This window comes from Ferrovibrio sp. (assembly GCF_029255545.1).
Taxonomy (GTDB): Bacteria; Pseudomonadota; Alphaproteobacteria; order Ferrovibrionales; family Ferrovibrionaceae; genus Ferrovibrio.
In genome coordinates, this window is record NZ_JANLJJ010000084.1 from 1 (window position 1) to 24,436 (window position 24,436).

Genomic DNA, 24,436 nt, shown 5'->3' on the forward strand with positions numbered 1-24,436 from the left:
CCGTCGACCAGGAACAGCACGTCGGCGTTGTTGGGGCGTTCGTCCTCGGTGGTCAGATAGACCGGCTGCTTGTCGGGAAAGCCGTCGGCCTTCACACCATGGGGCAGGAAGCTGCCCCGGCCATAGGTCCACAGGTCGCCGTTGAGCTGCTGGATGCGCTCCTCCGAGCCGCCCTTCACCACGGCGCGCCAGCCGCGCTGCAGCGTTTTCTCCAGCAGCTCCGGCAGCACCTGTTCCAGGCGCCGCCGGGTCAGATGGTAGAACAGCAGCTCGGCCATCTGGCTTGGATTACTTGTCTTCGTAGTAATCCGCCACCAGGCGGTTCAGCACGCGCACGCCAAAGCCGGTCGCGCCCTTGGGCACGGTCGGCTTGTCCTTTTTGCTCCAGGCGGTGCCGGCGATGTCGAGATGCGCCCAGGGGGTTTTCTCGACCACGAAACGCTGCAGGAACTGCGCCGCGGTGATCGAGCCGGCGCCGAAGCCGGGACCTGCGATGTTCTGCATGTCGGCGATGGGCGACTTCAGGCCCTCGTCATAGGCCTCAGAAAGCGGCAGGCGCCACAGCAGCTCGTCCTCGGCCTTGCCGGCATTGCTGAGCTGCTCGGCCAGCCTGTCGTTGTTCGAGAACAGGCCGGCATGCTCATGGCCGAGCGAGATGATGATCGCGCCGGTCAGGGTGGCGAGATCGACCATCAGCTGCGGCTTGAAACGCTGCTGGGTGTACCACATGGCGTCGCACAGGATCAGGCGGCCTTCCGCGTCGGTGTTCAGCACCTCGATGGTCTGCCCCGACATGGACGTGACGATGTCGCCCGGCCGCTGCGCCGTGCCGGACGGCATGTTCTCCACCAGCGCCACCACGCCGACGACATTGGCCTTGGCTTTCCGGCCGGCAATGGCGGCCATGGCGCCGATCACCGCGCCGGCGCCGCCCATGTCCCATTTCATCTCTTCCATGCCGGCGGCCGGCTTGATCGAGATGCCGCCGGTATCGAAGCACACGCCCTTGCCGACGAAGGACACCGGCTTGGCGCCCTTCTTGCCGCCATTCCACTGCATGACGACCAGGTGCGATTCACGGTCGGAGCCCTGGCCGACGCCCAGCAGCGCGCCCATGCCGAGCTTCTTCATCTCGCGTTCGCCCAGCACCTCGACCCTGACACCGAGCTTGGCCAGCTTGCGGCATTCGGCGGCCAGGCTGGCCGGATAGATCACATTGGCCGGCTCGGTCACCAGGTTGCGGGTGAGCGTCACGCCATCGGCCAGCCTGTCGAGCGGCTGATAGAGCTTCCTGGCTGCCGGCACCGCTTCGCTGAGCACGGACACAACCTTAAGGGATGGTTTTTCCCTGTCCTTCAGCTTGGTACGGTATTTATCGAACCGGTACCCGCCCAGCCGGGCTCCCAGGGCGGCGCGGGCGGCGGCTTCCGCGCCCGGCAGCACCGTGGCTTTCAGCACCTCGGCGGCAATCGACAGCTCGGTTTCGCCCGACACAGCCAGCCGGCGCACCGCCTCGCCGCCTAGCGCCTCATAGGCCGCGGCCTTGATCTCGGGGGCCTTGCCCAACCCCGCCAGCAGAACCCGCGACAGGCCACCGCCGGGGCTGACGACTTCCAGCCACTGCCCCTTGGCGCCGGTAAACCGCGGCGCGGCCTTCATGGCCCGGGTCAGGGCGCCACCCAGCGCCTTGTCGGCGCGCAGGCCGAAGCCGCCCAGATGCCCCCCCTCGCCAACCACCACAACCAGGCTGCCGCGCTTCGGGGATTTGGCTTCAACAATATCGATTTTCATGACGCTCCGATCCGGCTGGAAAAGCGGGTAATCCGACCCGGCACTATAGCGGCCGGGCCGACTGCGGATCAATTGGCGCCAGCCCGGCGAATCGCCGATTCTTCGTTACGAACCAAGTCCTTCTTTTCATTTCGCGGCTGTGGCGAGCGGGGGCGGAATGGGTATACTGCCCGCCATGCGCGGGGTTACCCTTTACATCATGCGCCAGATCGCCTGGCCGCTGGTTTTCGCCACCCTCACCCTGACCGGGGTGATCTGGCTAACCCAGGCGCTGCGATTCATCGACCGCATCGTCAACAACAACCTGGCTTTTCTCGATTTCTTGTACCTGACCCTGCTGGTCCTGCCGAGCATCGTCGCGATCATCCTGCCGATCGCGGCCTTCTGCGCCACCCTCTACGCCTTTCACCGGCTGGCCAGCGATTCCGAGGTTGTGGTGCTGTCCTCGACCGGATTCAGCCGGCTCGCCCTGGCGCGGCCGGCCATCTACATCTCGCTGATCGCGATGGTCCTCATGTATGCCATCACGCTCTACCTGATGCCGCTGGGCTCACGCACCCTGCGCGCCACGCAATATGAATTCCGCAACGACCTGGCCGGCATGGCGATCCTGGAAGGGGTATTCAACACGCCGACCGACAAGCTGACCGTCTATGTGCGCGAACGCGACCCCAACGGCGACATGCTTGGCGTGCTGGTGCACGACATCCGCAATGGTGAGCAGCCGATCACCATGATGGCCGAAAAAGCCACGCTGCTGCGCACCCCGCAGGGCCCGCGGCTTTACATGGTGAACGGCAACCGTCAGCAGATCGACCCGGAACGGAAATCGCTGTCACTGCTGTATTTCGACAATTACAGCCTGGACCTGAATTCCTATTCGCAGAAGGAAGGCCAGAGCTGGCGCGAACCGTCTGAGCGCTACCTGCATGAGTTGTTCCAGCCGAACATGCGAGATCCGGACGATGTGAACAACTACAACAAGCTGATCGTTGAAGGTCACCGCCGGCTGGTCACGCCGTTATATGCGCCGGCCCTGATCCTGATTGCGATTGCCAGCGTGATCGGCGGCGAATTCAGTCGTCGTGGCCAGGGACAGCGGCTGATCATAGGCGGGGGGATCGCCATTGTTCTACAGATTCTGAGCCTTGGCGTTGCCCACCTGGCAACGAAATCATCCATCCTGATCCCACTGCTCTATATCACCCCGCTTCTATTCCTGGTGACCGCCATTTTCATGCTGCGCGAACCGAGTCTCCGCACCGGACTGCGAGCGGCATAATGCGATCATCCGTCACGCTCTCGCTGTATTTCGGCCGGCAGTTCCTGCTCGGCATATTGACCGTGCTGATCGTGCTGGCGGTTCTGGCCTACAGTTTTGATACCGTCGAATTGCTGCGGCGTGCCAGCGGCAGGGTCGATGCCACGCTGGACCTGGTCCTGCAGATGTCGCTGCTCAAATTGCCGACATTGATGACCAAGCTGTTTCCTTTCGCCGTCTTGTTCGGCAGTATGCTGGCGCTCAGCCGCCTGACGCGATCGCAGGAGCTCACCGTCAGCCGGGCCGCCGGGGTTTCAGTCTGGCAGTTCCTGTTTCCCGGCATTGCGCTGGCCCTGCTGCTCGGCACTTTTCTGGTCACGGTCTACAATCCCTTGAGCGCTGCCATGCTGGCCCGCTATGAGTCGGTCGAGGCCAAGGTCATGCGCGGCCGCAGCAGCATGCTGGCGGTATCCTCCGGCGGCTTGTGGTTGCGGGAGGCGGACGCATCCGGCCAGATCGTCGTCCATGCCCTGCGGGTGGCGCAGCAAGGCATCGAATTACGCGATGCAATTCTGTTTTATTATGAAGGCAAGGATATATTCATAAAACGGATCGATGCTTCCGTGGCTTTGCTTCAGGATAACTCATGGCTTCTGCAGGATGCCGTCGTGAGTTACCCCGACAAGGCCGCGGAACGACACGCCCGGCTTCGGGTTCCCACAACCCTTACATTTGACCGCATTCAGGAAAGCTTCGCCTCTCCGAATACCGTATCATTCTGGGAATTGCCGTCCTTCATCGCCACGCTTGAAGGCGCCGGCTTCTCAGCGGTCAAACACCGCCTGCATTACTACAGCCTGCTCGCCTCGCCCGCTCTGCTTTGCGCGATGCTGCTCATTGCAGCGAGCTTCAGCCTGCGCCTGACGCGGCGCGGCGGCATCGGCATCATGCTTGCCGGTGGCGTCGGCGCCGGCTTCCTCCTGTACTTAAGCGTCGAGCTGATGCAGCCATTCGGCCTGAACGGCACCCTGCCTGTTCTTCTGGCCGCCTGGGCTCCTGCTGTTGTGTTCGTCCTGCTGGGCGTTTCTTTGCTTTTCCATCTGGAGGACGGATGACTGGAATATACAGCCATCTGTCCCGCGCGATTCTGGCCGGACTGCTGCTGCTCGCCTCGGCTTCGGCCCGCGCGCAGGCCGATCCGCCAGTACTGGTGACCGCAGACACCCTGAAATACGACCAATCCCTTGGCATCGTCACGGCAGAGGGAAAAGTCGAACTGGTGCAGGGCGGCCGCACGCTGCTTGCCGACATGGTCAGCTACAGCGAACGGGATGACAAGGTAACAGCCAGCGGCAATGTCTCCCTTATGGAGGCAAACGGCACCGTTCTGTTTGCCGATTACATGGAATTGTTCGCCGGCATGCGGAATGGCTTCATTCGCGATGCGGCCATGCTTCTGTCCGATAATTCGCGCGGCGCGGCCGTTTCAGGAGAGCGCCGGGACGGCAACCGCACGATCCTGCGCAAAGCCGTTTATACCACCTGCAGCCTTTGCGAGCAGGACCGCACCCGCGCGCCGCTATGGCAGATGAAGGGTGAGCGTATTGAACATGACGAGACCGCGCAGGAGATCACATATCGCAATGCCGTCCTCGAAATGTTCGGCATCCCGGTCCTCTATACGCCGTATTTCAGCCATCCGGATCCGACGGTAAACCGTCGCAGCGGCATATTGCCGCCAAGCTACAGCAGTAACGGATTTTTCGGGCAGCGCATTCAACTGCCATATTATTTCGTCATTGATGACACCAGCGATATGACGATAACCCCCCAGTATGCCACCAAGCAGGGGGGGCACCTGACCGGCGAATACCGCAAACGTACTGCCACGGGCGAAATGAACTTCGACGGCAGCATCACTGACGAAGACAGTTCCGGCGATATCCGCGGACACTTCCGCTCCAATATGGCCTTCCGCGCCAGTGACGACGTGACCTGGGGCGCCAATATCCTGCGGTCATCCGACGATACCTATCTCAGCCGCTACAGCGTTGCGAACCAGCCCTCAAGCAATACCCTGACCAGCAGGGTGTATGCCGAAGCGATCAACAACCGCCATTTCGCCTCGATAAACGGCTTCTCGTTCCAGAACCTGCGCTCGACCGTGCGCAACGGCTCGGTCCCCATCGTCGCCCCATTGATGGATTACTCTGCCATTTTCGAGCCCGGCGACCGCGGAGGACGCTGGGCTGTCGATGCCAACATGGTGTCTTTGCAGCGTAACGAAGGCAATGATACGCGGCGCCTGTCGACAACAGTGTCGTGGTCCCAGCCTTACTTCGCGCCGAGTGGCGAGGTTTTCACGGCCACCGCCATGCTGAGGGGCGATGGATACTGGGCCAACAACGCCAATGAGGCGCTTGGCGCCACAATCGACAGCGACGGATCGAACGTAACCGGCCGCGTCATTCCCGCAGTTGCGCTTGACTGGCGCTACCCCCTGGTCCGGGATACCCAGACGACGCGCCAGCTTATCGAGCCCATCGTTATGGGCGTGATCACGCCCTATGGCGGCAACCGCAGCAGCATACCCAACGAGGATTCGCTCAGCTTCGAGTTCGATGAGACCAATCTTTTCAGCCTGAACCGTTTTCCGGGTTATGACCGGTGGGATGGCGGGCCCAAGCTGAACTACGGAGTCCGTACAGCGCTGTATGGTAACAACGGTGGTTATATCGAGCTGCTTGCCGGCCAGTCCCTGCGCGCCAAGACCGATGACACCTTCGCCGCCTCATCAGGGCTTGACGATCAACTCTCCGATTATGTGGCCCGCCTGACAGTCTCCCCCGGCCGTTACATCAGCATCGTTGACCGCGTCCGACTTGCCCAGAACAGCGACCTCACGGTTCAGCGTCACGAAATCGGCACAACACTCGGGACCAGCACGAATTACGTCTCCCTTTCGTATGCCAAACTTGCTGATTCTAATTTCCTGAAGGATACTGGCGAGCAGGAGGCGGTCAGCGGGACGCTGCGCGCGCAGCTGACCAAATACTGGGCCGCCGAGTTCCGTCACACACGTGATCTCGGCGAAGGCGGCGGTGCTTTGCTCAATTTTGGCGGCCTGCGCTATACTGACGAATGCTTCGATATCATTCTGTTCGCGGAGCGGACCTTTACCGTAAACCGCGATATCCAGCCGACAACAACGATCGGCGTCCGCTTCCGGATCGCGACTTTCAACTGAGCTGCCCATGCATCGCCTGATCGCCATCATCGCACTTCTCGTCGGACTGAGCGGCACCGCGCTGCAGGCTCAGGATCTGCAGCGCATTGTCGCCCTGGTCAATGACGAGGTGATCTCCCTGCGTGACATCAACGAACGCGCGCGCATCATCATGGCGACCACCCGCATGCCGGATAATCCGGAAATTCGTCGCGCCGTGCGTGATCAGGCCCTGCGATCCCTGGTTGATGAACGGCTGCAGATGCAGGAAGCGAAACGTCGCGGCATCACCGTCAATCAACAGGACGTCGACAGCGCCGTCGCCATGGTGGAACGGCAGATGAATATCCCGGCCGGCCGCTTCGAGGAATTTGCAGAACGCTCCGGCATCGATCCGGCTGCCATCATCAATCAGATCCGCACCGAGCTGACATGGTCACGCATGATCCGCGGACGCCTGAATGCGACAACGACGGTCACAGACCAGGAAATCGACGAGGCGATCGCCAAACTCAAAAGCAGCGCCGGCCAAACCGAAGACCTGATCGCCGAAATTCTTGTGCCGGTTGACAGCCCGGATCAGGAAGAACCGCAGCGCCAGACCGCACAGCGGATCATCGAACAGCTGCGCAATGGCGCCCCCTTCCCTGCCCTGGCCAGGCAATTCAGCCGTGGCACGACTGCCGCCAATGGCGGTGAGGTCGGCTGGATCCAGCGCGGCACATTGTCAGATGAGGTCGAGACCGTTATCGCCAGAATGAACAAGGGCGATATCTCCGAGCCGATCCGCACAGTCGGTGGCTACCAGATCATCCTGCTGCGCGACCGGCGCCGGATTTCCATGCCGGGGATAGAAGATACCAAGGTGACCCTCAAGCAGCTTCTGGTGCCCCTGCCGCAAAACGCCAGCAATGCCGATATGCAGGATGCCATGGCCCGAGCCCAACAGGCCCGTGCCGCGATCCGCAGCTGCGAGGATGTCGAAACCGCCGCCGAGCAAATTAAGGCGCCGGGCTCTGGCAGCCTGGGTACCTTGCGCCTGGGGGATATGCCGGAGGCGTTCCGTCAGGCGATTGAGCCCCTGAAAGTGAACGAAAGCTCACAGCCGGTCTCTACCCCGCGTTCGGTTCATGTTTTCACCTTGTGCGCACGTGAAGAGGCAACCGGCATCAATCGTAATCAGGTTCGCCAGAGTATCATGGTGCGCCGCGCCGAATTGTTGGCGCAGCGCTATATTCGCGAATTGCGCCGCGATGCCACAATCGAATTCCGCTGACGCAGGTCATCCTGTCCTCCCCCTTGCCCTGACCATGGGAGAACCCGCCGGCATCGGCGGGGAAATCGCCCTGTTGGCATGGCTGCGCCGCCATGAAGAGGCCTTGCCGCCCTTCCTGCTGCTTGACGATCCGGCGCGTCTCCGGGCGCTCGCTGTTCGGCATGGCTGGACCATACCGTTACATATTATCGAGATGCCGGCCGAAGCCGTCTCCATATTCGGCCGGGCTTTGCCGGTTCTGCCGGTGCCCTTGCCGGCTCTGCCTCAACCCGGGATTCCGGACCGCCGCAACGCCCCGGCCGTTTTGCATGCCATCGAGCTGGCGACAGCCCTCTGCCGCAGGGGTGAAGCCGGTGCCGTCGTGACCAACCCGATTCACAAGGCCGCGCTTTACGATGCCGGCTTCCCCCACCCGGGGCATACCGAGTTCCTGGCCGCATTATGCGAAACGCCGCGACCTGTCATGATGCTGGCTTCAGACCGGCTGCGCGTCGTGCCCGTCACGATCCATGTCTCCCTGCGCCTGGCAATCGATCAGCTGACGCCGGACCTGATCATCGAGACGGGACGGATTACCGCGACTGACCTGCGCGAGAAGTTCGGCATCGCGCGCCCCCGACTGGCGGTGGCCGGGCTCAATCCTCACGCCGGAGAATCCGGCAGCATGGGCAGCGAGGATGCCGCCATTGTTGCCCCCGCCGTTGCGCAATTACAGGCCGAGGGCATCGACGCACGCGGACCGCTGCCGCCCGACACCATGTTTCATGCCGAAGCGCGCGCCGGCTACGACGCTGCGATCTGCATGTATCACGATCAGGCCCTGATCCCCATCAAGACGCTGGATTTCGACCGCGCCGTCAATGTCACGCTCGGCCTGCCAATCATCCGCACGTCACCCGACCATGGCACCGCCTTCGACATCGCCGGCAAGGGAATCGCACGGCCGGACAGCCTGATTGCTGCGCTGCGCATGGCCGCCGCCATGGCCGCCAATCGTCGCCATGTCTGACCCGATCGAGGCGTTGCCGCCGCTGCGCGAGGTGATCGCGCGGCATGATCTGGCCGCGCGGAAAGCACTTGGGCAGAATTTTCTGCTCGATCTGAATCTGACGCGCAAGATTGCCCGCGCTGCCATGCCATGGGCAGCCGGCGCGGTCATCGAGATCGGCCCGGGCCCCGGCGGCCTGACGCGCGCGCTGCTGCTGGAAGGCGCGCCCCGCGTGTTCGCGGTTGAGCGCGACGAGCGCTGCCTGGCTGCCCTGCAGGATCTGGCGGCTGCTGCGGACGGGAGGTTGCAGCTGCATTCCGGCGACGCACTGGAAACGGATTTCGCCACCCTGGCGCCGCCACCCTGGCAGGTGGTCGCCAACCTGCCTTACAACATCGCCACGCCGCTGATTTTGAGCTGGGTGGCGCAGGCCGATCATTTCGCCCGCATCACCGTGCTGGTGCAGAAGGAAGTGGCCGAGCGACTGGCGGCAAAGCCCGGCGGCAAAACCTATGGCCGCCTGGCCGTCGCCGCGCAATGGCGCTGCGAGGTGCGGATGCTGTTTGACATCGGGCCAAAAGCCTTTGTGCCGCCACCCAAGGTGACCTCCACGCTGGTGGAACTGCAGCCGCGCGCCAAGCCGCTGGCCGAGGCTGAACCAGCCAAGCTGGAGCGCGTGACCGCGGCCGCCTTCAACCAGCGCCGCAAGATGCTGCGCGCCGCGCTGAAGCCGCTCTGGCCTGATGCCGATGCGAAATTGCATATGGCCGGGATCGATCCGACCCGCCGCGCCGAAACGCTTTCCATCGAGGAATTCTGCGCATTGGCGAGGCTGCTTTAAGCAGCCGCCCGATCAGCGCCCTTCGCGCAGCTGCTTGACGAAATCCACCAGTCCCACGCCACGGTGCCGCTTCAGCCGCTCGGCGCGCAGAATGGCATGCACCTGCGCCAGGCAGCGTTCCACATCATCGTTGATCACGATGTAGTCGTATTCTGCCCAGTGGCTGATTTCGTCGGCGGCCTTGGACATGCGCTTGGCGACAACGTCCGCCGAATCCTGCGCCCGCGTTTTGAGGCGTTTCTCCAGGTCGCGCGTCGATGGCGGCAGGATGAAAACGCTGACGAGATCGTCGCGGGCGCGCTGGCGCAGCTGCTGGGTGCCCTGCCAGTCGATGTCGAACAGGATGTCCTGCCCGGAAGCCAGCCGTTTTTCGACCTGCTCCTTCGGCGTGCCGTAGTAATAATCGAACACCTTGGCATGCTCGAGCAGCTCCTGACGGTTCACCATCAGGCCGAAGCTCTCACTGTCGATGAACTGGTAATGCACGCCATCCACCTCCCCCGGCCGACGGGTGCGGGTGGTGACCGAAACCGAAAGATGCAGCTCGGGGTCGGTTTCCAGCAGGCGGCGCGAGATCGTCGTCTTGCCCGCGCCGGACGGCGAGGACAGCACCAGCATCAGGCCGCGACGGGCAATGGTGATCGAAGGGGCTGCGCCGGTCATGGTGGTGTCACTCGACATTCTGGGCCTGCTCGCGCAGCCGGTCGATCACCAGCTTGAGGTCGAGGCCGATAGCGGTGAGCCCGGCGTCGAAGGCCTTGGAGCAGAGCGTGTTGGCTTCGCGGTTGAATTCCTGCGCCAGGAAATCGAGTTTGCGGCCCACGCCGCGCCCGTCGCCGGCCCGGATCAGGCCACGCGTCGTCTCGATATGGGCTTTGAGGCGATCCAGTTCCTCGCGGATATCCAGTCGGGTGATCTGCAGGGCGAGTTCCTGGGCCAGACGCTCTTCGCTGACCGGCGGCTGCTGGGCCAGCAGATCGTCCAGCTGCTGGCGCAAACGGCGACGCAGCGCCTCGGGGCGCACGGCTTCCACATCGGCGGCGCGGCCCGTCAGGCTGACAATCTCGTCCAGCAGGCCGCCCAGCACGACCGCCAGCTTGCCGCCCTCGGCGGTACGGCTCTGCACCAGGCGCTCCAGGGCGGACGCAAAACTTTCCTTCAGGGCCTTTTCCAGGATGGCCCGGCTTTCCTCGGTCTCGATGCTGCCCAGAGGCTCGACCACACCACGCACCGCCAGCAGGCCATCCAGTCGCGGCGCGCCGATGCCGCGCGACTCGAGTTTCGTGCCCAGCGCCAGCAGCTGGTCCAGCAGCGCCTCGTTCAGGCGATAGGCCGGCGCTGGCGCATCGGCGTTTTCGGCGAATTGCAGGTTCAGGGTCACGTTGCCGCGCACCAGCTTTGCCTGGGCCTGGCTGCGCAGCTCGGCCTCCATGCCGTCGAATCCGGGCGGCAGGCGAAACCGCAGCTCCAGCCCGCGGCCATTCACCGACTTGAGTTCCCAGATCCAGCTCTTGTTCGCGGCGCGTCCGTCGACGCGCGCGAAACCGGTCATGCTGACAAGCGACACGATTCCCCCGGAGGTGCTACGGTGCGCGGCACTATAGTGGGAAACCGCCAGAGGGTCGAGGCTAAGCCATGGACGAAACACCGCTTTCCGGGATCATCATCACCGGGGCGTCCAGCGGGATCGGAGCGGCCCTGGCCGAACTCTATGCCGCGCCCGGCATCCTGCTGGCCCTGACCGGCCGGGATGCCGACCGGCTGGCCATCGTGGCCGGCCATTGCCGCAGCCGTGGCGCGACGGTGATTGCCGAAACCGTCCCCGTTACCGACGCGGTTGCCATGCAGGATTTCATCCAGCGCGTTGCCAAGGCCGCGCGCCTGGATCTGGTGATCGCCAATGCCGGGGTTTCCGGCGGCTTCAAAAGCTGGGACGATTTCGACGGCTATGTCCGCAGCATCACCAGCGTGAATATTGATGGCGTGCTGAACACCGTGAATCCCGCCATACCGATCATGGTGCGCCAGCGTTCGGGCCAAATCGCGATCGTCGCATCGCTGGCCGGCTTCCTCGCCATGCCCGGCGCGGTGCCCTATTCCTCATCCAAGCATTTTGCCCGCGCCTATGCCGAGGAACTGCGTGGCCGGCTGGCGCCGGAAGGCGTGAAGGTTTCCGCGATCTGCCCGGGCTTCGTTACCTCGCGGATGACGGCGCGCAACAGATTCCCGATGCCCTTCCTGATGGATGCCGACAGGGCCGCCCGCATTATCCGCGCCGGACTGATCCGGAATCGCGGCAGGATCGCTTTCCCCTGGCCGATGCTGGCCATCATGCGGGTGTTGGGCCTGCTGCCCTATCGCGGGCTGGATTGGCTGCTGCGCCGCGCGCCAGCCAAGGACTGATCAGGCACGGCGTTCGTACCAGTCCTTGCTGGCGTTGACGATATGCACGACCGACAGCATGACCGGCACCTCGATCAGCACGCCGACCACAGTGGCCAGCGCGGCACCCGACTGGAAGCCGAACAAGCTGATCGCGGCCGCCACCGCCAGCTCGAAGAAATTGCTGGCGCCGATCAGGGCAGAAGGGCCGGCCACGCAATGGGCCACGCCAAAGCGGCGGTTGAGCCAGTAGGCCAGGCCGGCATTGAAATAGACCTGGATCAGGATCGGCACGGCCAGCAGCGCGATCACCAGCGGCTGCGCCAGGATCTGGCCGCCCTGGAAGGCGAATAACAGCACCAGCGTGCTGAGCAGCGCGATGAGCGACAGCGGCCCCAGGCGGCGCAGCATAGCCTGCAATGCCGCCTCGCCGCCTGTGGCCAGGATCCTGCCGCGCCAGATCTGCGCCAGCGCTACCGGCACGACGATATAGAGCACCACCGACAGCAGCAGGGTCTGCCACGGCACCACGATGGAAGACAGCCCGAGCAGCAGCCCGACGATCGGCGCGAAGGCCACCACCATGATCGCGTCGTTCAGGGCCACTTGGCTCAGGGTGAAATGCGGCTCGCCGCGGGTCAGGTTGCTCCATACGAACACCATCGCCGTACAGGGCGCGGCGGCCAGCAGGATCAGGCCGGCGATGTAGGACTCGATCTGCCCGGCCGGCAGCCAGGAACGGAACAGCCAGCCGATGAACAGCCAGCCCAGCAACGCCATGGAAAACGGCTTCACCGCCCAGTTGATGAACAGCGTGACGCCGATGCCGCGCCAATGCTGTTTCACCTGGCCTAATGCTGCGAAATCGATTTTCAGCAGCATCGGAATGACCATCAGCCAGATCAGCACGGCCACCGGCAGGTTGACCTGCGCGATTTCCATGACGCCGATGGCCTGCACCGGACCGGGCAGCCAATGGCCTATGGCGATGCCGACGACGATGCACAGGGCCACCCAGAGCGTGAGGTAGCGCTCAAAGCTGGTCATGGCGGGTTTTGCCGGAGTTCCGGCCGCCTCCGATGCTGCCGACATGATGGCTTACGACGCTTCGGCCATCGAGCGGCCGATATCGTCGACCCGCTTCTGCAGGGTCATCTCGTCCAGCGCCTTGATCGGCAGGCTGACGAAGATGCCGATGCGGTTGCGCAGCATGCGATAGGTGTCGGCAAAGGCCAGACGCTGCTCGGTCTCGCTGCTTTCAACAGCGGCCGGATCGGGCAGGCCCCAATGGGCCGTCATCGGCTGGCCCGGCCAGATCGGGCAGACTTCATTGGCCGCATTGTCGCAGACGGTAAACACGAAATCCATTTTCGGCGCCCCCGCTTCAGCGAATTCGTCCCAGGATTTTGAGCGCAAGCCGTCGATGGGGTGGCCGGACTGCTTTAGCAGGTCGAGCGCCGCCGGATGCACCTGGCCCTTCGGCATGCTGCCGGCACTGAAGGCGCGGAAGCGGCCCTTGCCCATCTCGTTCATGATCGCTTCGGCCAGGATGCTGCGCGCCGAATTACCGGTGCACAGGAACAGAACGTTGTAAACACGGTCAGACATGGATCGCTCCTTCAGGCGCAACAGGATGCCGCAGCTTTGACAACTGGCTTCGACGGTCGCGCGGCGCAGCAGGCGCCTTCGCTACCCGCTTTTGCCGCAGTGTCGTCGCCGCCATAAACAGTACTCTCGCCATGTGTCAGGAACGTTTCCCAGGCGATGCCCTGGGGATCGCTGATCCAGCTTTTTTCGGACTCGGCATAGCAGCAGGTGACGCGCCCCTGCTCCAGCACCGGGGCATCGGCCTGCTTCAGGCGGGCATAGACCTCCTGCAATTCGGCTTCGTCCTCCACCTGGATTCCCAGATGGTCGATGCCGATCTTGGTGCCACGCGCCGCGATGGCGAAATTCACCCGCGGATCGTCCAGCATCCATTTGGCGTAATCGGGTTTGCGCACCGTCGGCTCAACGGCGAACAGGGCCGAATAGAACCGGATCGATTCGTCCAGGTTCTCAACCGCGACGTTGACGTGCAGGCGCTTCATCGGATGGCTCCTTGGCAAGGGAAACGGATGGCTGGCAGACCGGCGCGCAAGTCGTCGCCCCGCCGCAGCAGTTTTCGGTGAGGAAGGCGACGAGGTCGTTCACCGCCGCGAAATCGGCGGCGTAAAACAGCTGACGCCCGACGCGGCGCTGGGTGATCAGGCCGGCATGCAGCAACTGCTGCAGGTGGAAGGTAAGCGACGAGGGCACGATCCCGAGCCGCTCGGCCAGCATGCCGGCCGGCAGACCGGCCGGACCCTGCTGCACCAGCAGGCGATAAGCCGCCAGCCGGTTTTCATGAGCCAGCGCGCCGAGGGCGGCAATGGCGGGTTTGGTTTCCATGTCCACGCTCCGACATTACGAATAATGTCGAAGTATAAACTGCGCTCCACTGGAGTCAACGATATTTTGAAGAAAATCGTATTATTGGAAAGGCGGCTCAGCGCCGCTGGCTGGCGCGATAGGCGGCGACGTTGCGCAGATGCTGCTCGTACGTCTGGGCAAAGACATGGCCACCCTTCCCGTCGGCCACAAAGAACAGGAAGTCATGGCTTTCCGGCTGCAGCGCAGCGGCGAGGCTGGCGCGGCCGGGATGGTTGATCGGCGTGGGTGGCAGGCCGTCGCTGGTATAGGTGTTCCAGGGGCTCGGGCGGGCAAGGTCGTCGCGGCTGAGTGGCCGGTCCAGCCCTGCTTCGCCACGGGTGATGCCGTAGGCCACTGTGGGATCGGCCTGCAGCCGCATGCCACGTTTCAGGCGGTTCAGATAAACCCCGGCGACCCGAGGCCGCTCGGCCGCCAGTGGGGTTTCCGCCTCCACGATGGAGGCCAGGATCACGGCCTGGGCGGGTTCTGCCAGCAACAGGCCCGACGCCCGCCTGCCCCACAACTCCGCCAGCAGTTCGTCCCGGGCCTTGCGCATGCGCGCCACCAGATCGGCCCGGCTGTCGCCATACACATAGTGATAGGTCTCGGGCAGCAGGCTGCCCTCCGGAACCGGCCCGGCCGGCCAGTTGCCGCTCATGGCCTCGGCCGCCTCGACCATCCGCCGGATTTCGGCGCTGGTCTGGCCTTCCGGGATGGTCAGGCGGCGCACCAGCACCCGGCCGGTAGCAATCTGCTCCAGCACGGCGCGCGGGCTCTCAGCCGGAGCAAACTGATATTCGCCCGCCTTCAGCACAGCCGACAGGCCGGTCTGCCAGGCCGCCAGCTCCAGCAGGCGGGCGCGATCGACCACACCGGCCTCGGCCAGGCGCTGGGCAATACCGGCAACGCTGCTGCCGCGCTGGATAAGCACAACGGTTTCGCGCTGCGCCGGACCCGGGGCATCGAGCCAGGACTGGAACCAGACATAGCCACCGGCGCAGACCAGCGCCGCCGCCAGCAGGACCGCCAACAGCGTGCGCATGAGCCGCTTCATCGTTTGGAATTAAGCGTCGTAGCGCTTCAGCACCAGCGAGGCATTGGTGCCGCCGAACCCGAAGGAATTCGACAACGCCGCACGCACCTCGCGCTGCTTCGCCTTGTGCGGCACCAGATCGAGGCCGACGGCGACATCGCTGGGATCGTCCAGGTTCAGCGTCGGTGGCACGATGCCGGTCTTGATCGCCAGGGTCGAGAAGATCGCTTCCACCGCGCCGGCCGCGCCGAGCAGGTGGCCGATCGACGACTTGGTCGACGACATCGACAGGCTGCCCATGGCATTGCCGAACACACGCTTCACCGCGCCGAGTTCGATCTCGTCGCCCAGCGGCGTCGAGGTGCCATGCGCGTTGACGTAATCGATCTCGGAGGGCTGCATGCCGGCCCGCTTCAGCGCCATCTGCATGCAACGGAAGGCGCCATCGCCGCTCTCATGCGGCGCGGTGATGTGGTAGGCATCGCCCGACAGGCCATAACCGACCACTTCGGCATAAATCTTGGCGCCACGACGCTTGGCATGCTCGAGTTCCTCGAGCACGACGATGCCAGCGCCCTCGCCCATCACGAAACCATCGCGGCCCTTGTCCCAGGGGCGCGAACCGGCGGTCGGATTGTCGTTGAAGCCGGTGGAAAGCGCGCGAGAGGCACAGAAACCGGCCATCCCGAGCGGGCCGATGGTCGCTTCGGCACCGCCGGCCACCATCACGTCGGCATCGTCCCACATGATCAGCCGTGCGGCATCACCGATGGCATGCGCGCCGGTCGAGCAGGCGGTCACCACCGCATGGTTCGGGCCTTTGAAGCCATATTCGATGGAGACGTGGCCCGACACCAGGTTAATCAGCCGGCCCGGCACGAAGAACGGGCTGATGCGGCGCGGCCCCTTCTCCTTGAGGAGAATGGCGGCTTCCTCAATACCGTTCAGGCCACCAATGCCGGAGCCGATCAGCACGCCGGTGCGGCAGCGCTGTTCCTCATCGGCTGGCACCCAGCCGGAATCCTTGACGGCCTGCTTCGCCGCCGCCATGCCGAAGACGATGAAATCGTCAACGCGCTTGCGATCCTTGGCTTCCATCCATTCGTCGGGATCGAAGGCATCGGCACGATCAGGGAAATCCGCTTTCAACGGCACCTGGCCGGCAATACGGGCCGGCAAATCGGAGGCGTCGAAACGGGTGATCTTGCCGAGGCCGGACTCACCGTTGATCAACCGGGTCCAAGTCGCTTCAACGCCGCAAGCGAGCGGCGTTACCAGGCCGAGGCCGGTGACGACGACACGACGCATGGCTGAACCTTTCGAAACGAATAAACGGAAATGGGGAACGCGGCGGCGGCGTCAGCCGGGGCTTACGACGCCGAGCGCTCCTTGATGAAGTCGATCGCGTCCTTGACGGTCAGGATCTTCTCGGCGGCATCGTCGGGGATCTCAACGCCGAATTCTTCTTCGAACGCCATCACCAGCTCAACCGTGTCCAAGCTGTCGGCGCCCAGATCATCGATGAAGCTCGCGCTCTCGGTGACCTTCTCTTCTTCGACGCCCAGGTGCTCGACGACGATCTTCTTCACGCGCTCAGCAATGTCGCTCATTTCCTAAATCCTTGTGGTTGTGGCTGCCTGCACCGCGCCTGAAGCGGCAGCAGCCGGCAGATGGGGGCCTCCCTTAGCATAGAAACCCCGCGCTTCCAAGCTGTTCCGGAGCCCCGGAACAGGGTGATTCGGCGCTGGATTTCCTTAGGAAATCATGGCCATACCGCCGTTAACATGCAAGGTCTGTCCGGTCACGTAGGCAGCTTCCTCCGAGGCCAGATAAACCACTGCGGCGGCGATTTCCGGGCTCTGGCCGAGTCGGCCGGCCGGAATCTTCTGGGAAATCATTTCCTTCTGCTGATCGGTCAGCACATCGGTCATCGCGGTCTGGATGAATCCTGGGGCGACGCAGTTCGCGGTGATGTTGCGGGAAGCCACTTCCTGGGCCAGCGACTTGGTCATGCCGGTCAGGCCGGCCTTGGCGGCGGCATAATTGAGCTGGCCCGGATTGCCGGTCGCCCCCACCACCGAGGTGATGCTGATGATGCGGCCCCAGCGGCGCTTCATCATGCCCTTGAGGCTGGCCCGGGCGAGACGGAAGGCCGCCGTCAGGTTGACGTCCAGCACGGCCTGCCAGTCCTCGTCCTTCATGCGCATGGCCAGTCCGTCGCGGGTGATACCGGCATTGTTGACCAAGATATCCACCTGCCCCATCGCCGCCTCGGCCTGGCCGACCAGCGCATTGACGGCCTCTGGCTCACCCAGATTGCACGGCAGCACATGGACGCGGCTGCCCAGCCTGGCGGCGACCTCCTGCAGCACGGCTTCGCGCGTGCCAGACAAGCCGACCGTGGCACCCTGGGCATGCAGGGCGGCGGCAATGGCGCCGCCGATGCCGCCGGTGGCACCGGTGACGAGGGCGAATTTGCCGGTCAGGTCAAACATCGGTCAGTCTCCCAAGAGGAATTCGTCAGTATCAGAGGCTTTTGGCCCAGGCTTCCAGTTCGGCCGGCAGACCGACACTGAGCGGCTCGATTTCCTTGTCGATCCGTTTCACGAGGCCAGCCAGCACCTTGCCGGAGCCGAGTTCGACCACCCGGCCGACGCCCTGCTCCTTCAGCCACAACACGCTTTCGCGCCAGCGCACCAGGCCGGTTACCTGCTGTACCAGCAGTTTCTTGATGTCGTCCGGGTTGGACTCGCCCTTGGCGGTAACGTTCGAGACGATAGGCAGTCGCGGCGCGTTGAGCGTAACCTTGCCCAGGGCGTCGGCCATGGCATCGGCCGCCGGCTGCATCATGGCGCAATGGAACGGCGCGCTGACCGGCAGCAGCATGGCGCGCTTCACGCCCTTGCCCTTGGCGACTTCGATGGCACGCTCGACCGCGCTTTTCTTGCCCGAGATCACCACCTGGCCGCCGCCATTGTCGTTGGCGCAACCAACTATCTCGCCTTGCGCGGCCTCGGTCACCACCTGCTGCGCCAGATCAAGCTCGGCACCCAGCAGGGCGGCCATGGCGCCCTCGCCCACCGGCACGGCCTTCTGCATCGACTGGCCGCGCAGCTTCAGCAGACGGGCGGTGTCGGGCACCGACAGCGCCCCCATGGCACAGAGCGCGGAGTATTCGCCCAGCGAATGACCGGCGGCGAAGGCGCCCTTGGCAGCCAGATCGACGCCGAAATCCTTTTCCGCCACCCGCACCACCGCCAGGCTGACGGCCATCAGGGCCGGCTGCGCATTCTCGGTCAGGGTCAGATCGGCCTCAGGCCCCTCGAACATCAGTCCCGAGAGTTTCTGCGACAGCGCGTCATCAACTTCCTGGAACAGATGCCGGGCGGTGGCGAAGGCCTCGGCCAGCTCCTTGCCCATGCCAACGGCCTGACTGCCCTGACCCGGAAACAGGAACGCACGGCTCATAATCTGACTCCCGATAGCGGTAATGCCGGAACGCGGCGGAAATGCCGCGCCAGTCATAAGCGCCGGCCCCGCCCTGTCAAGCGTCGGAGTCAGGCCGCCAGGGCCAGGGCTTTACGATAAGCCTTTGATATGCCGTCAGTTGTCGGTTGCCGCCAGCGCGCCGCGATATGCTGGTCCGGGCGTAGCAGATAAGCCGTTCCCGGCCTCGCGGCATAACGCTGTGCCGCCACGCCTTCGGCCGGCAGGTTCACGACAGTCAGCTTGCTCCGTAACTCATCTGGCAATGCCGGGTTTTCCGCGCCAAAAACCAGCAGGGTGAATCCGCCGCCGGCGCAGCGGTGGAGCAGCCATTCCTGCCCGTTCAGCGGCGCGTCCAGCGCCGGCGCACCCGGCGCAGGCCCGCCGGCAAAGGCATCGCGATCCGGGGTGGACAGCGGCGTGTCGCAATAGGCCGTGGGTAATGACAGGCGGCCGGAATTGACCAGCCGCCGCGCGAAGGCGTGATCGGCGGCGAGATCCAGCACGGCATCGCGCAACGCTTTCGCGGTAGCCGATTTCGGCACGATGAAATCGGTGCTGCGGGTGGAGTTGAGGATATTCTCGTCAGCGGCCGCGACGCGCTCGCTGTCATAGGTGTCCAGCAAAATGTCCGGCGCCTCGCCGTTCAGCACATGCGCCAGCTTCCACACCAGGTTGTCAGCATCCTGTACGCCGGAATTGGCGCCGCGCGCGCCGAAGGGCGAGACCTGATGCGCGGCATCGCCGATGAAGATCACACGGCCATGGCGGAAGCGGTCGAGACGGCGGCACTGGAAGGTGTAGACGCTGACCCAGTCGAGGTCGAATTGCACATCATCGCCCAGCATGGCCTTGAGACGCGGAATCACCTTCTCCGGCTGGCGTTCGGCTTCCGGATCGGCCTGCCAGCCGAGCTGCAGGTCGATGCGCCAGACATCGTCGGGCTGCTTGTGCAGCAGGGCCGAGCCGCCGGCATGGAATGGCGGATCGAACCAGAACCAGCGTTCCGACGGAAAATTGGCCTTCATGTGCACGTCGGCAATCAGGAAGCGGTCCTCGAATACCTGGCCGCGGAAATCCAGCCCCAGCTTGCGCCGCATGGTGGACCGCGCGCCATCGGCTGCCAGCACGTAATCGGCCACCAGGGTATAGCCGCCATCGGGCGTCTCGACACTGAGACGCACGCCACCGTTGCCGGGATCATTCCCTGGCACGGCATCGGACACGCGATGCTTCCAGCGCAGGTCGATCAGCGGCTGCTCGCGCGCGGCCTCCACCAGATAGAGTTCGGCATAATATTGCTGCAGGTTGATGAAGGCTGGGAATTGATGCCCGCTTTCGGGCAGCAGGTCGAAGCTGTAGCGCTGGTGCGGACCATGGAACACCTTGCCGATCTGCCAGGTCACGCCCTTGTCGAGCATGCGCTGGCCGACGCCGAGGCGGTCCCAGATTTCCAGCGTGCGTTTGGCATAGCAGATGGCGCGGCTGCCGACCGAGACGCTGTCTTCCTCATCCAGCAGGACGCAGCCGATGCCATGAGCAGCCAGGTCAAGGGCTGCACTCAGCCCCACGGGGCCGCCACCGACAATTGCCACGCGGCACCGTTCGGTGCCGTCGGCCGGCACCCGGGGTGGCTTGTAGCCGAATTGCGGATAGGCGAAGGAAGCAGCCATCCGTCCCCTCCCTGGAGGTTCTTTTGGTTACATATGAAACCAATTTAACCGCCCGACCGCCTTCCGCCAAGGTTTTCGCGGCGTTTTTTCCGCTCAATCCCCTTGGTCCAGCCCGCCGGATAGGCTAAATTTTTGTTTACAATATTTCAGGGGCATGGCGTGGAAGCCGTATCGGGCGTTAAGCAGCAACTGTATTTCGTCGGACTGAAGGTCGCGCGCGATCAGCAGCTTGCCGTGCTCAGTGCCGTGGCGGCCGGTCTTGAGAATATCAAGCAGATCACCGCCCCGGCCCCGGTCGCGTCTTCGCCCACCTCGGCCAGCACCGGCAAGCAGGTCGACATCAAGGTCTGATGCCCGGTTTGGCATCATTGCCGCATCGGCACAAAAAAAGCCGGCCATAAGGCCGGCTTTTTTCATGCCCGATTGATGGGGCTTACTTGTCGAAGGCGCCGGAGCGGATCGTATCCGGAAGCTTTTCCAGGCCGTGGGCCGTAACCGCCTTGCCGAACAGCGAGGTCAGTTCTGCAAGCGCCATGCTCATGGCGATGGCAGCCACGACTTCACGGCTGATGCCGCCATTCACCAGGGCCTCCCAGGTCGCAACGAACGACTCACGGGTAACCTTGCTCTGCTCTTCTTCCGTCATCGCCATGGGCTAGCCCCCTTCGTGTTGCGAATCGGTTTTATATATCCGCCATTCTCTTCGCATATTATGGTTTAACGAACGTAAACAGCGCGGACAGATGGAATTATAATCTGATTATTCCAGTCGGAAAGCCAGCCATAGAGCCGCAGAGACTTGGTCTATCGCTCCGCCAGGCTGTTCCGCATGCCCCGGAAAACGACCAGGGCACGATTGACCAGCGCTGCCACAGTCTCCCCCGCATTGGCGCGGCAGATCCGGACGCAAGGATACCATGGCGTCCGTTCGCCATCGGCGCCCCAATACCACAATTGCCCCCGCGGGCCCGGCAGCAGCAGCAGGGTCGGCACGCCGATTGCCGCCGCCAGATGGGCAGCCGCCGTGCTGACCGTCACCACTATGTCCAGCGCGGCAATCTGGGCCGCCTGGGCATCGATGTCCTTGAGTGGGTCGACTTCCGCATCGTGCAGCAGCGGCAGCCCGCTTTGCTGGGCGAAACCCGCGGCCTCGGCCGCCGCATCGCCATATTGCAGCGAAATGAACCCGGCATCGGATTCGCGCATGAACGGCGCCAGGTCGGCAAGCGCCACGGATTTGCTGCTGCCGGTACGCCGGTTGTTGCTGTTCCAGGATATGCCGACCCGCACCTGCCCCGAGGCGGCATAGCGTTGACGGAACGCATCCCGGCGGGCGTGGTCGACCTTCAGATAGGCGGCCGGATGCCGGCCGAAGCTGTTTATGTCCGGCCGCAGGATGGCACCCAGGTCACCAAAAGGCCTCTGGCAGACCAGCCGCAGCGTTTCTATATCGAGCGGATCCTCATTCGGCACAACCGTGATGCCGGGAAAGGAGCGACTGAACAATGGCACCAGCCGTCGTTCGGTGGCGACAACCACGTCTGCGCCGCCGGCCAGCAGTTCCGGCAGCAGGCTGGAGAACAGAATCTCATCGCCGACGCCCTGCTCGCGCCAGACCAGCAGCCGTCCGGGCGGCGGAAATTTGCCATCCCACAGCGGCAGGCCGCGGCTTGAATCCGGCGTGGTCCAGCCGCTGCTGCCAACGCGCCAGGCGAAATGCGGCCAGGCTTCGGCATAGCGGCCGAGATGCAGCAGCATGATGCCCAGATTGTTGTGGGTATTGGCGTCTTCGGGATGCTTCTGCAACAGGCCGCGATACAGCTGTTCGGCTTCATTGAAGCGTTTCTGCAATTCGCGGACATTCGCCAGATTGCCAGTTCCGGTCAGGCTTTCGGGATCGAGAGCCAGGGCCTGACGACACGCGGCTTCCGCGGCATCCAGCCGGTCGCGCCGAATTTCCGTGCCGGCGAGATTGGCATGGATCTGGGCCGCGGTTCCGTCATCCGGCGACAGCGCAAGCGCACGGCGATAGGCCTCGCCCGCATCCGCCGGACGTTCGAGCTTCGATAACGTCTGGCCGTATTCGGTCCACAGCGAAATATTGTCCGGGTGTTTGGCAAGAAGCTTTTCAAACAGGTCGGCTGACCGCTGGGTCTTGCCGGCACCGTTATAGGCCCAGGCCAGCAGCACGGCGGTTGCCGGATTCTCTCCGGCCTGCAATGCCAGTGCATGTTCCAGCACCGGTATCGCCGATTTATGATCCTTCCGGTCGATCAGAACCCGGCCAAGCTGGCGCAGGCCATCGAGGTAATCCGGATTGATGGCCAGGACGGCGCGGTATTTCCGCTCGGCGGCTTCAAGATCGCCCTGCAATTCCGCCAGCCCGCCCTGCAGATACTGCCACTCCAGCGCGGACAAGCTTCTGTTTTCCAGAAACGGAATCAGCGTTTCCGCGGCGGCAAGATCCTTCCGTTCCAGTTCTTCCCGCGCCAGGTGGAACAGCTTTGCGATGTAATCAGGCCGACGCCCCAGCAGATCCGCAACAGCCGGAAGTGCCGCCTCCCTCCGGTCTGCCCGCCAGTCGGTAACGGCCAGATTGAACGCGGCCTCATCCAGACCAGGCTCGGCATTCAAGGCCGCGCCGAAATGAGCCCGCGCGGCTTCCCAATCTTCCTGTCCCTGAGCGATCAGGCCCAGGTTGTTATGGGCCTCGGCATTCCGGGGATCGATCTGCAGGGCCTGCCGATACGCATCTGCCGCCGCATCCGGCTGCTGCAATGCCTTGAAGATGTTTCCAAGGCTGTTGCGAAAGGTGGATGCGCCGGGATTGAGCATGATCGCCCGCTCGACGAAAGCCTTGCCCTGCTGCGGCTGTCCGGCCTGCTCAAGCGCCATGCCAAGCAGGTGCAGCGCATCATCGTTGTCAGGCTGCTGCTGCAGCACGACGCGATAAAGCTGTATTGCGTTGTCGAGCCTGCCGGCCTGATGCAGTTCAACGGCGAGATGCAGGGCTTTACGCCAGTCCATACCGGAGACCACTCTGCGTGGCTTGCTGCGCCGGACAGCTTACCGGAGGCCGTCCATGATATTGCGGTTGATCTGGATAAGCGAGTCGACGTCTTTCGACTGGCCCTGCGTGATCTTGTCGGTCTGTTTGTTGACGAAAAGACAGATGTTGATCAAGGACACCTTGGTGTCCCGGTTGAGGGTGTTGGCCTCGTCCAGCACTTCCGGCATCAGGTGATTCCAGACGTCCCTGTTCCAGCCGATTGCCGCCGCAACCTTGGCCACATCGACCGGGTTGCCGCTGTTCATGATCGGGCGGACATCAATCAGAGCCCGGGTTACCGAGGAGAACAGCCGATATTCAAGCTGCCGCGGCGACTCAAGGGTGTTTTGCGCCGTCAGGTACGGATTCTTTCCCGCCATCGAGCAGTCTCCTCTCAACTTCAATCAGGCGCCGCGCCAATTTGAGCAAGCGGAAATACTCTCGCTGGGCCAAGGCCGCGCCAATACTGGCAATTAGAGCATTGGTACTCGGTGCAGCCTTAACGAATTCCAAACAGAGCTTTGTAATCTGCTTATAATATTCGTCGAATTTATCATCCCAGAGATAGGCCAGCTGGCAGAAATAATAGATTTCCTTCGCGACCGTATCGATATCCTCCGGCTTCATGATGTGTTTCTCACGGAGAAACGAAGCCTTGTTTTCAATAATAATGCTGGCCGACTTGGACAGACTCAACACGGCGCGATTGAGGATGAATTTCTCGCCGGCTTTAAGAGTGATGATGAGCGGCACGCGCGCGGAAGGGGATTCTGGCCCCTTCCTCCCTGATTGCTTCGGACTGGAACAGGGCTAGCCCTGTTACGACCCCGCGTCAAGGAATCCTGCGGCTTTGTATTGAATCGAAAAGAAAAAGGGGGCCTTGCGGCCCCCTTTCCTGATTGGGTGATCAGACTGCCGATTAACGGAACAGGCTGAGCAGGGTGTTCGGCTGCTGGTTGGCGATCGACAGCGCCTGGAT

The 24,436-nt window shown here is 63.4% G+C and carries 26 protein-coding genes; 7 read left to right on the forward strand and 19 right to left on the reverse strand.

What is annotated here, in order from left to right:
- Positions 1-278: DNA polymerase III subunit chi (locus Q1J79_RS16720; protein WP_300302613.1), on the reverse strand; the 278-nt coding region annotated here is incomplete at its 3' end.
- Between the two features lie 10 nt (positions 279-288).
- Positions 289-1,791: a leucyl aminopeptidase gene (locus Q1J79_RS16725; protein ID WP_300302615.1), complete on the reverse strand. Its 1,503-nt coding sequence runs from the start codon at positions 1,789-1,791 to the stop codon at positions 289-291.
- A 175-nt stretch (positions 1,792-1,966) separates the two neighbouring features.
- Here Q1J79_RS16725 and lptF point away from each other — a divergent pair, with 175 nt between their 5' ends.
- The 6 genes from lptF to rsmA are packed head-to-tail and all read left to right on the forward strand — an operon-like array spanning position 1,967 to position 9,383.
- On the forward strand, positions 1,967-3,073 hold the full coding sequence (gene lptF / locus Q1J79_RS16730) for an LPS export ABC transporter permease LptF (protein ID WP_300302617.1): 1,107 nt from the start codon (positions 1,967-1,969) through the stop codon (positions 3,071-3,073).
- The gene (lptG, locus tag Q1J79_RS16735; protein ID WP_300302619.1) at positions 3,073-4,167 is read left to right on the forward strand and encodes an LPS export ABC transporter permease LptG; all 1,095 of its coding nucleotides are present in this window, start codon (positions 3,073-3,075) and stop codon (positions 4,165-4,167) included. Before lptF ends, lptG begins: the two co-directional genes overlap by 1 nt.
- The gene (locus Q1J79_RS16740) at positions 4,164-6,299 is read left to right on the forward strand and encodes an LPS assembly protein LptD (protein WP_300302621.1); all 2,136 of its coding nucleotides are present in this window, start codon (positions 4,164-4,166) and stop codon (positions 6,297-6,299) included. Before lptG ends, Q1J79_RS16740 begins: the two co-directional genes overlap by 4 nt.
- Before the next feature lie 7 nt (positions 6,300-6,306).
- Positions 6,307-7,554, forward strand: a complete 1,248-nt coding sequence (locus Q1J79_RS16745) for a peptidylprolyl isomerase (protein ID WP_300302623.1) — start codon at positions 6,307-6,309, stop codon at positions 7,552-7,554.
- Positions 7,532-8,563: a 4-hydroxythreonine-4-phosphate dehydrogenase PdxA gene (gene pdxA / locus Q1J79_RS16750; RefSeq protein ID WP_300302625.1), complete on the forward strand. Its 1,032-nt coding sequence runs from the start codon at positions 7,532-7,534 to the stop codon at positions 8,561-8,563. Before Q1J79_RS16745 ends, pdxA begins: the two co-directional genes overlap by 23 nt.
- The gene (gene rsmA, locus Q1J79_RS16755; RefSeq protein ID WP_300302627.1) at positions 8,556-9,383 is read left to right on the forward strand and encodes a 16S rRNA (adenine(1518)-N(6)/adenine(1519)-N(6))-dimethyltransferase RsmA; all 828 of its coding nucleotides are present in this window, start codon (positions 8,556-8,558) and stop codon (positions 9,381-9,383) included. Before pdxA ends, rsmA begins: the two co-directional genes overlap by 8 nt.
- 12 nt (positions 9,384-9,395) lie before the next feature.
- Here the strand turns inward: rsmA and gmk are convergent, their stop codons facing one another.
- Together gmk and Q1J79_RS16765 are read right to left on the reverse strand one after the other, a co-directional pair.
- The gene (gmk, locus tag Q1J79_RS16760) at positions 9,396-10,064 is read right to left on the reverse strand and encodes a guanylate kinase (RefSeq protein WP_300302629.1); all 669 of its coding nucleotides are present in this window, start codon (positions 10,062-10,064) and stop codon (positions 9,396-9,398) included.
- Positions 10,054-10,935, reverse strand: coding sequence for a YicC/YloC family endoribonuclease (locus tag Q1J79_RS16765; RefSeq protein ID WP_300302631.1), 882 nt, complete (start codon positions 10,933-10,935; stop codon positions 10,054-10,056). The genes gmk and Q1J79_RS16765 overlap by 11 nt, the downstream gene beginning before the upstream one ends.
- An 83-nt stretch (positions 10,936-11,018) precedes the next feature.
- Between Q1J79_RS16765 and Q1J79_RS16770 the strand changes: the two genes are divergently transcribed.
- On the forward strand, positions 11,019-11,786 hold the full coding sequence (locus Q1J79_RS16770) for an SDR family oxidoreductase (protein WP_300302633.1): 768 nt from the start codon (positions 11,019-11,021) through the stop codon (positions 11,784-11,786).
- Here the strand turns inward: Q1J79_RS16770 and arsB are convergent, their stop codons facing one another.
- The 15 genes from arsB to Q1J79_RS16845 all read right to left on the reverse strand — a co-directional run bounded on the left by arsB (position 11,787) and on the right by Q1J79_RS16845 (position 24,210).
- A complete protein-coding gene (gene arsB, locus Q1J79_RS16775; RefSeq protein WP_300302634.1) occupies positions 11,787-12,812 on the reverse strand; it encodes an ACR3 family arsenite efflux transporter in 1,026 nt (341 codons plus the stop codon).
- A 51-nt stretch (positions 12,813-12,863) separates the two neighbouring features.
- On the reverse strand, positions 12,864-13,373 hold the full coding sequence (locus tag Q1J79_RS16780) for an arsenate reductase ArsC (protein WP_300302635.1): 510 nt from the start codon (positions 13,371-13,373) through the stop codon (positions 12,864-12,866).
- Positions 13,374-13,384: 11 nt separating this feature from the next.
- Positions 13,385-13,855: an ArsI/CadI family heavy metal resistance metalloenzyme gene (locus tag Q1J79_RS16785; RefSeq protein ID WP_300302636.1), complete on the reverse strand. Its 471-nt coding sequence runs from the start codon at positions 13,853-13,855 to the stop codon at positions 13,385-13,387.
- A complete protein-coding gene (locus tag Q1J79_RS16790; RefSeq protein ID WP_300302637.1) occupies positions 13,824-14,195 on the reverse strand; it encodes a helix-turn-helix transcriptional regulator in 372 nt (123 codons plus the stop codon). Before Q1J79_RS16790 ends, Q1J79_RS16785 begins: the two co-directional genes overlap by 32 nt.
- A gap of 97 nt (positions 14,196-14,292) precedes the next feature.
- Positions 14,293-15,258, reverse strand: coding sequence for an endolytic transglycosylase MltG (gene mltG / locus Q1J79_RS16795; protein ID WP_300302638.1), 966 nt, complete (start codon positions 15,256-15,258; stop codon positions 14,293-14,295).
- 21 nt (positions 15,259-15,279) lie between these two features.
- Positions 15,280-16,557, reverse strand: a complete 1,278-nt coding sequence (fabF, locus tag Q1J79_RS16800; RefSeq protein ID WP_300302639.1) for a beta-ketoacyl-ACP synthase II — start codon at positions 16,555-16,557, stop codon at positions 15,280-15,282.
- Positions 16,558-16,619: 62 nt separating this feature from the next.
- Positions 16,620-16,859 (reverse strand): acyl carrier protein, encoded by a 240-nt coding sequence (locus tag Q1J79_RS16805; protein ID WP_300302640.1) that lies wholly within the window; start codon positions 16,857-16,859, stop codon positions 16,620-16,622.
- A 144-nt stretch (positions 16,860-17,003) separates the two neighbouring features.
- Positions 17,004-17,744, reverse strand: coding sequence for a 3-oxoacyl-[acyl-carrier-protein] reductase (fabG, locus tag Q1J79_RS16810; protein WP_300302641.1), 741 nt, complete (start codon positions 17,742-17,744; stop codon positions 17,004-17,006).
- Between the two features lie 31 nt (positions 17,745-17,775).
- Positions 17,776-18,717 carry an ACP S-malonyltransferase gene (fabD, locus tag Q1J79_RS16815; RefSeq protein ID WP_300302642.1) on the reverse strand — a complete coding sequence of 314 codons (942 nt, stop codon included), beginning with the start codon at positions 18,715-18,717 and terminating at the stop codon, positions 17,776-17,778.
- Positions 18,718-18,806: 89 nt separating this feature from the next.
- Complete coding sequence (locus Q1J79_RS16820; protein WP_300302643.1) at positions 18,807-20,408, reverse strand: FAD-dependent oxidoreductase; 1,602 nt, start codon at positions 20,406-20,408, stop codon at positions 18,807-18,809.
- A gap of 93 nt (positions 20,409-20,501) precedes the next feature.
- A complete protein-coding gene (locus Q1J79_RS16825; RefSeq protein ID WP_300302644.1) occupies positions 20,502-20,825 on the reverse strand; it encodes a hypothetical protein in 324 nt (107 codons plus the stop codon).
- A 16-nt stretch (positions 20,826-20,841) separates the two neighbouring features.
- Positions 20,842-21,060 (reverse strand): hypothetical protein, encoded by a 219-nt coding sequence (locus Q1J79_RS16830; RefSeq protein WP_300302645.1) that lies wholly within the window; start codon positions 21,058-21,060, stop codon positions 20,842-20,844.
- Positions 21,061-21,212: 152 nt separating this feature from the next.
- Complete coding sequence (locus tag Q1J79_RS16835) at positions 21,213-23,435, reverse strand: tetratricopeptide repeat protein (protein ID WP_300302646.1); 2,223 nt, start codon at positions 23,433-23,435, stop codon at positions 21,213-21,215.
- 39 nt (positions 23,436-23,474) lie between these two features.
- Positions 23,475-23,837: a flagellar biosynthesis regulator FlaF gene (locus Q1J79_RS16840; RefSeq protein WP_300302647.1), complete on the reverse strand. Its 363-nt coding sequence runs from the start codon at positions 23,835-23,837 to the stop codon at positions 23,475-23,477.
- The gene (locus Q1J79_RS16845) at positions 23,794-24,210 is read right to left on the reverse strand and encodes a flagellar biosynthesis repressor FlbT (protein ID WP_300302648.1); all 417 of its coding nucleotides are present in this window, start codon (positions 24,208-24,210) and stop codon (positions 23,794-23,796) included. Before Q1J79_RS16845 ends, Q1J79_RS16840 begins: the two co-directional genes overlap by 44 nt.
- Positions 24,211-24,436 lie beyond the last annotated feature (226 nt).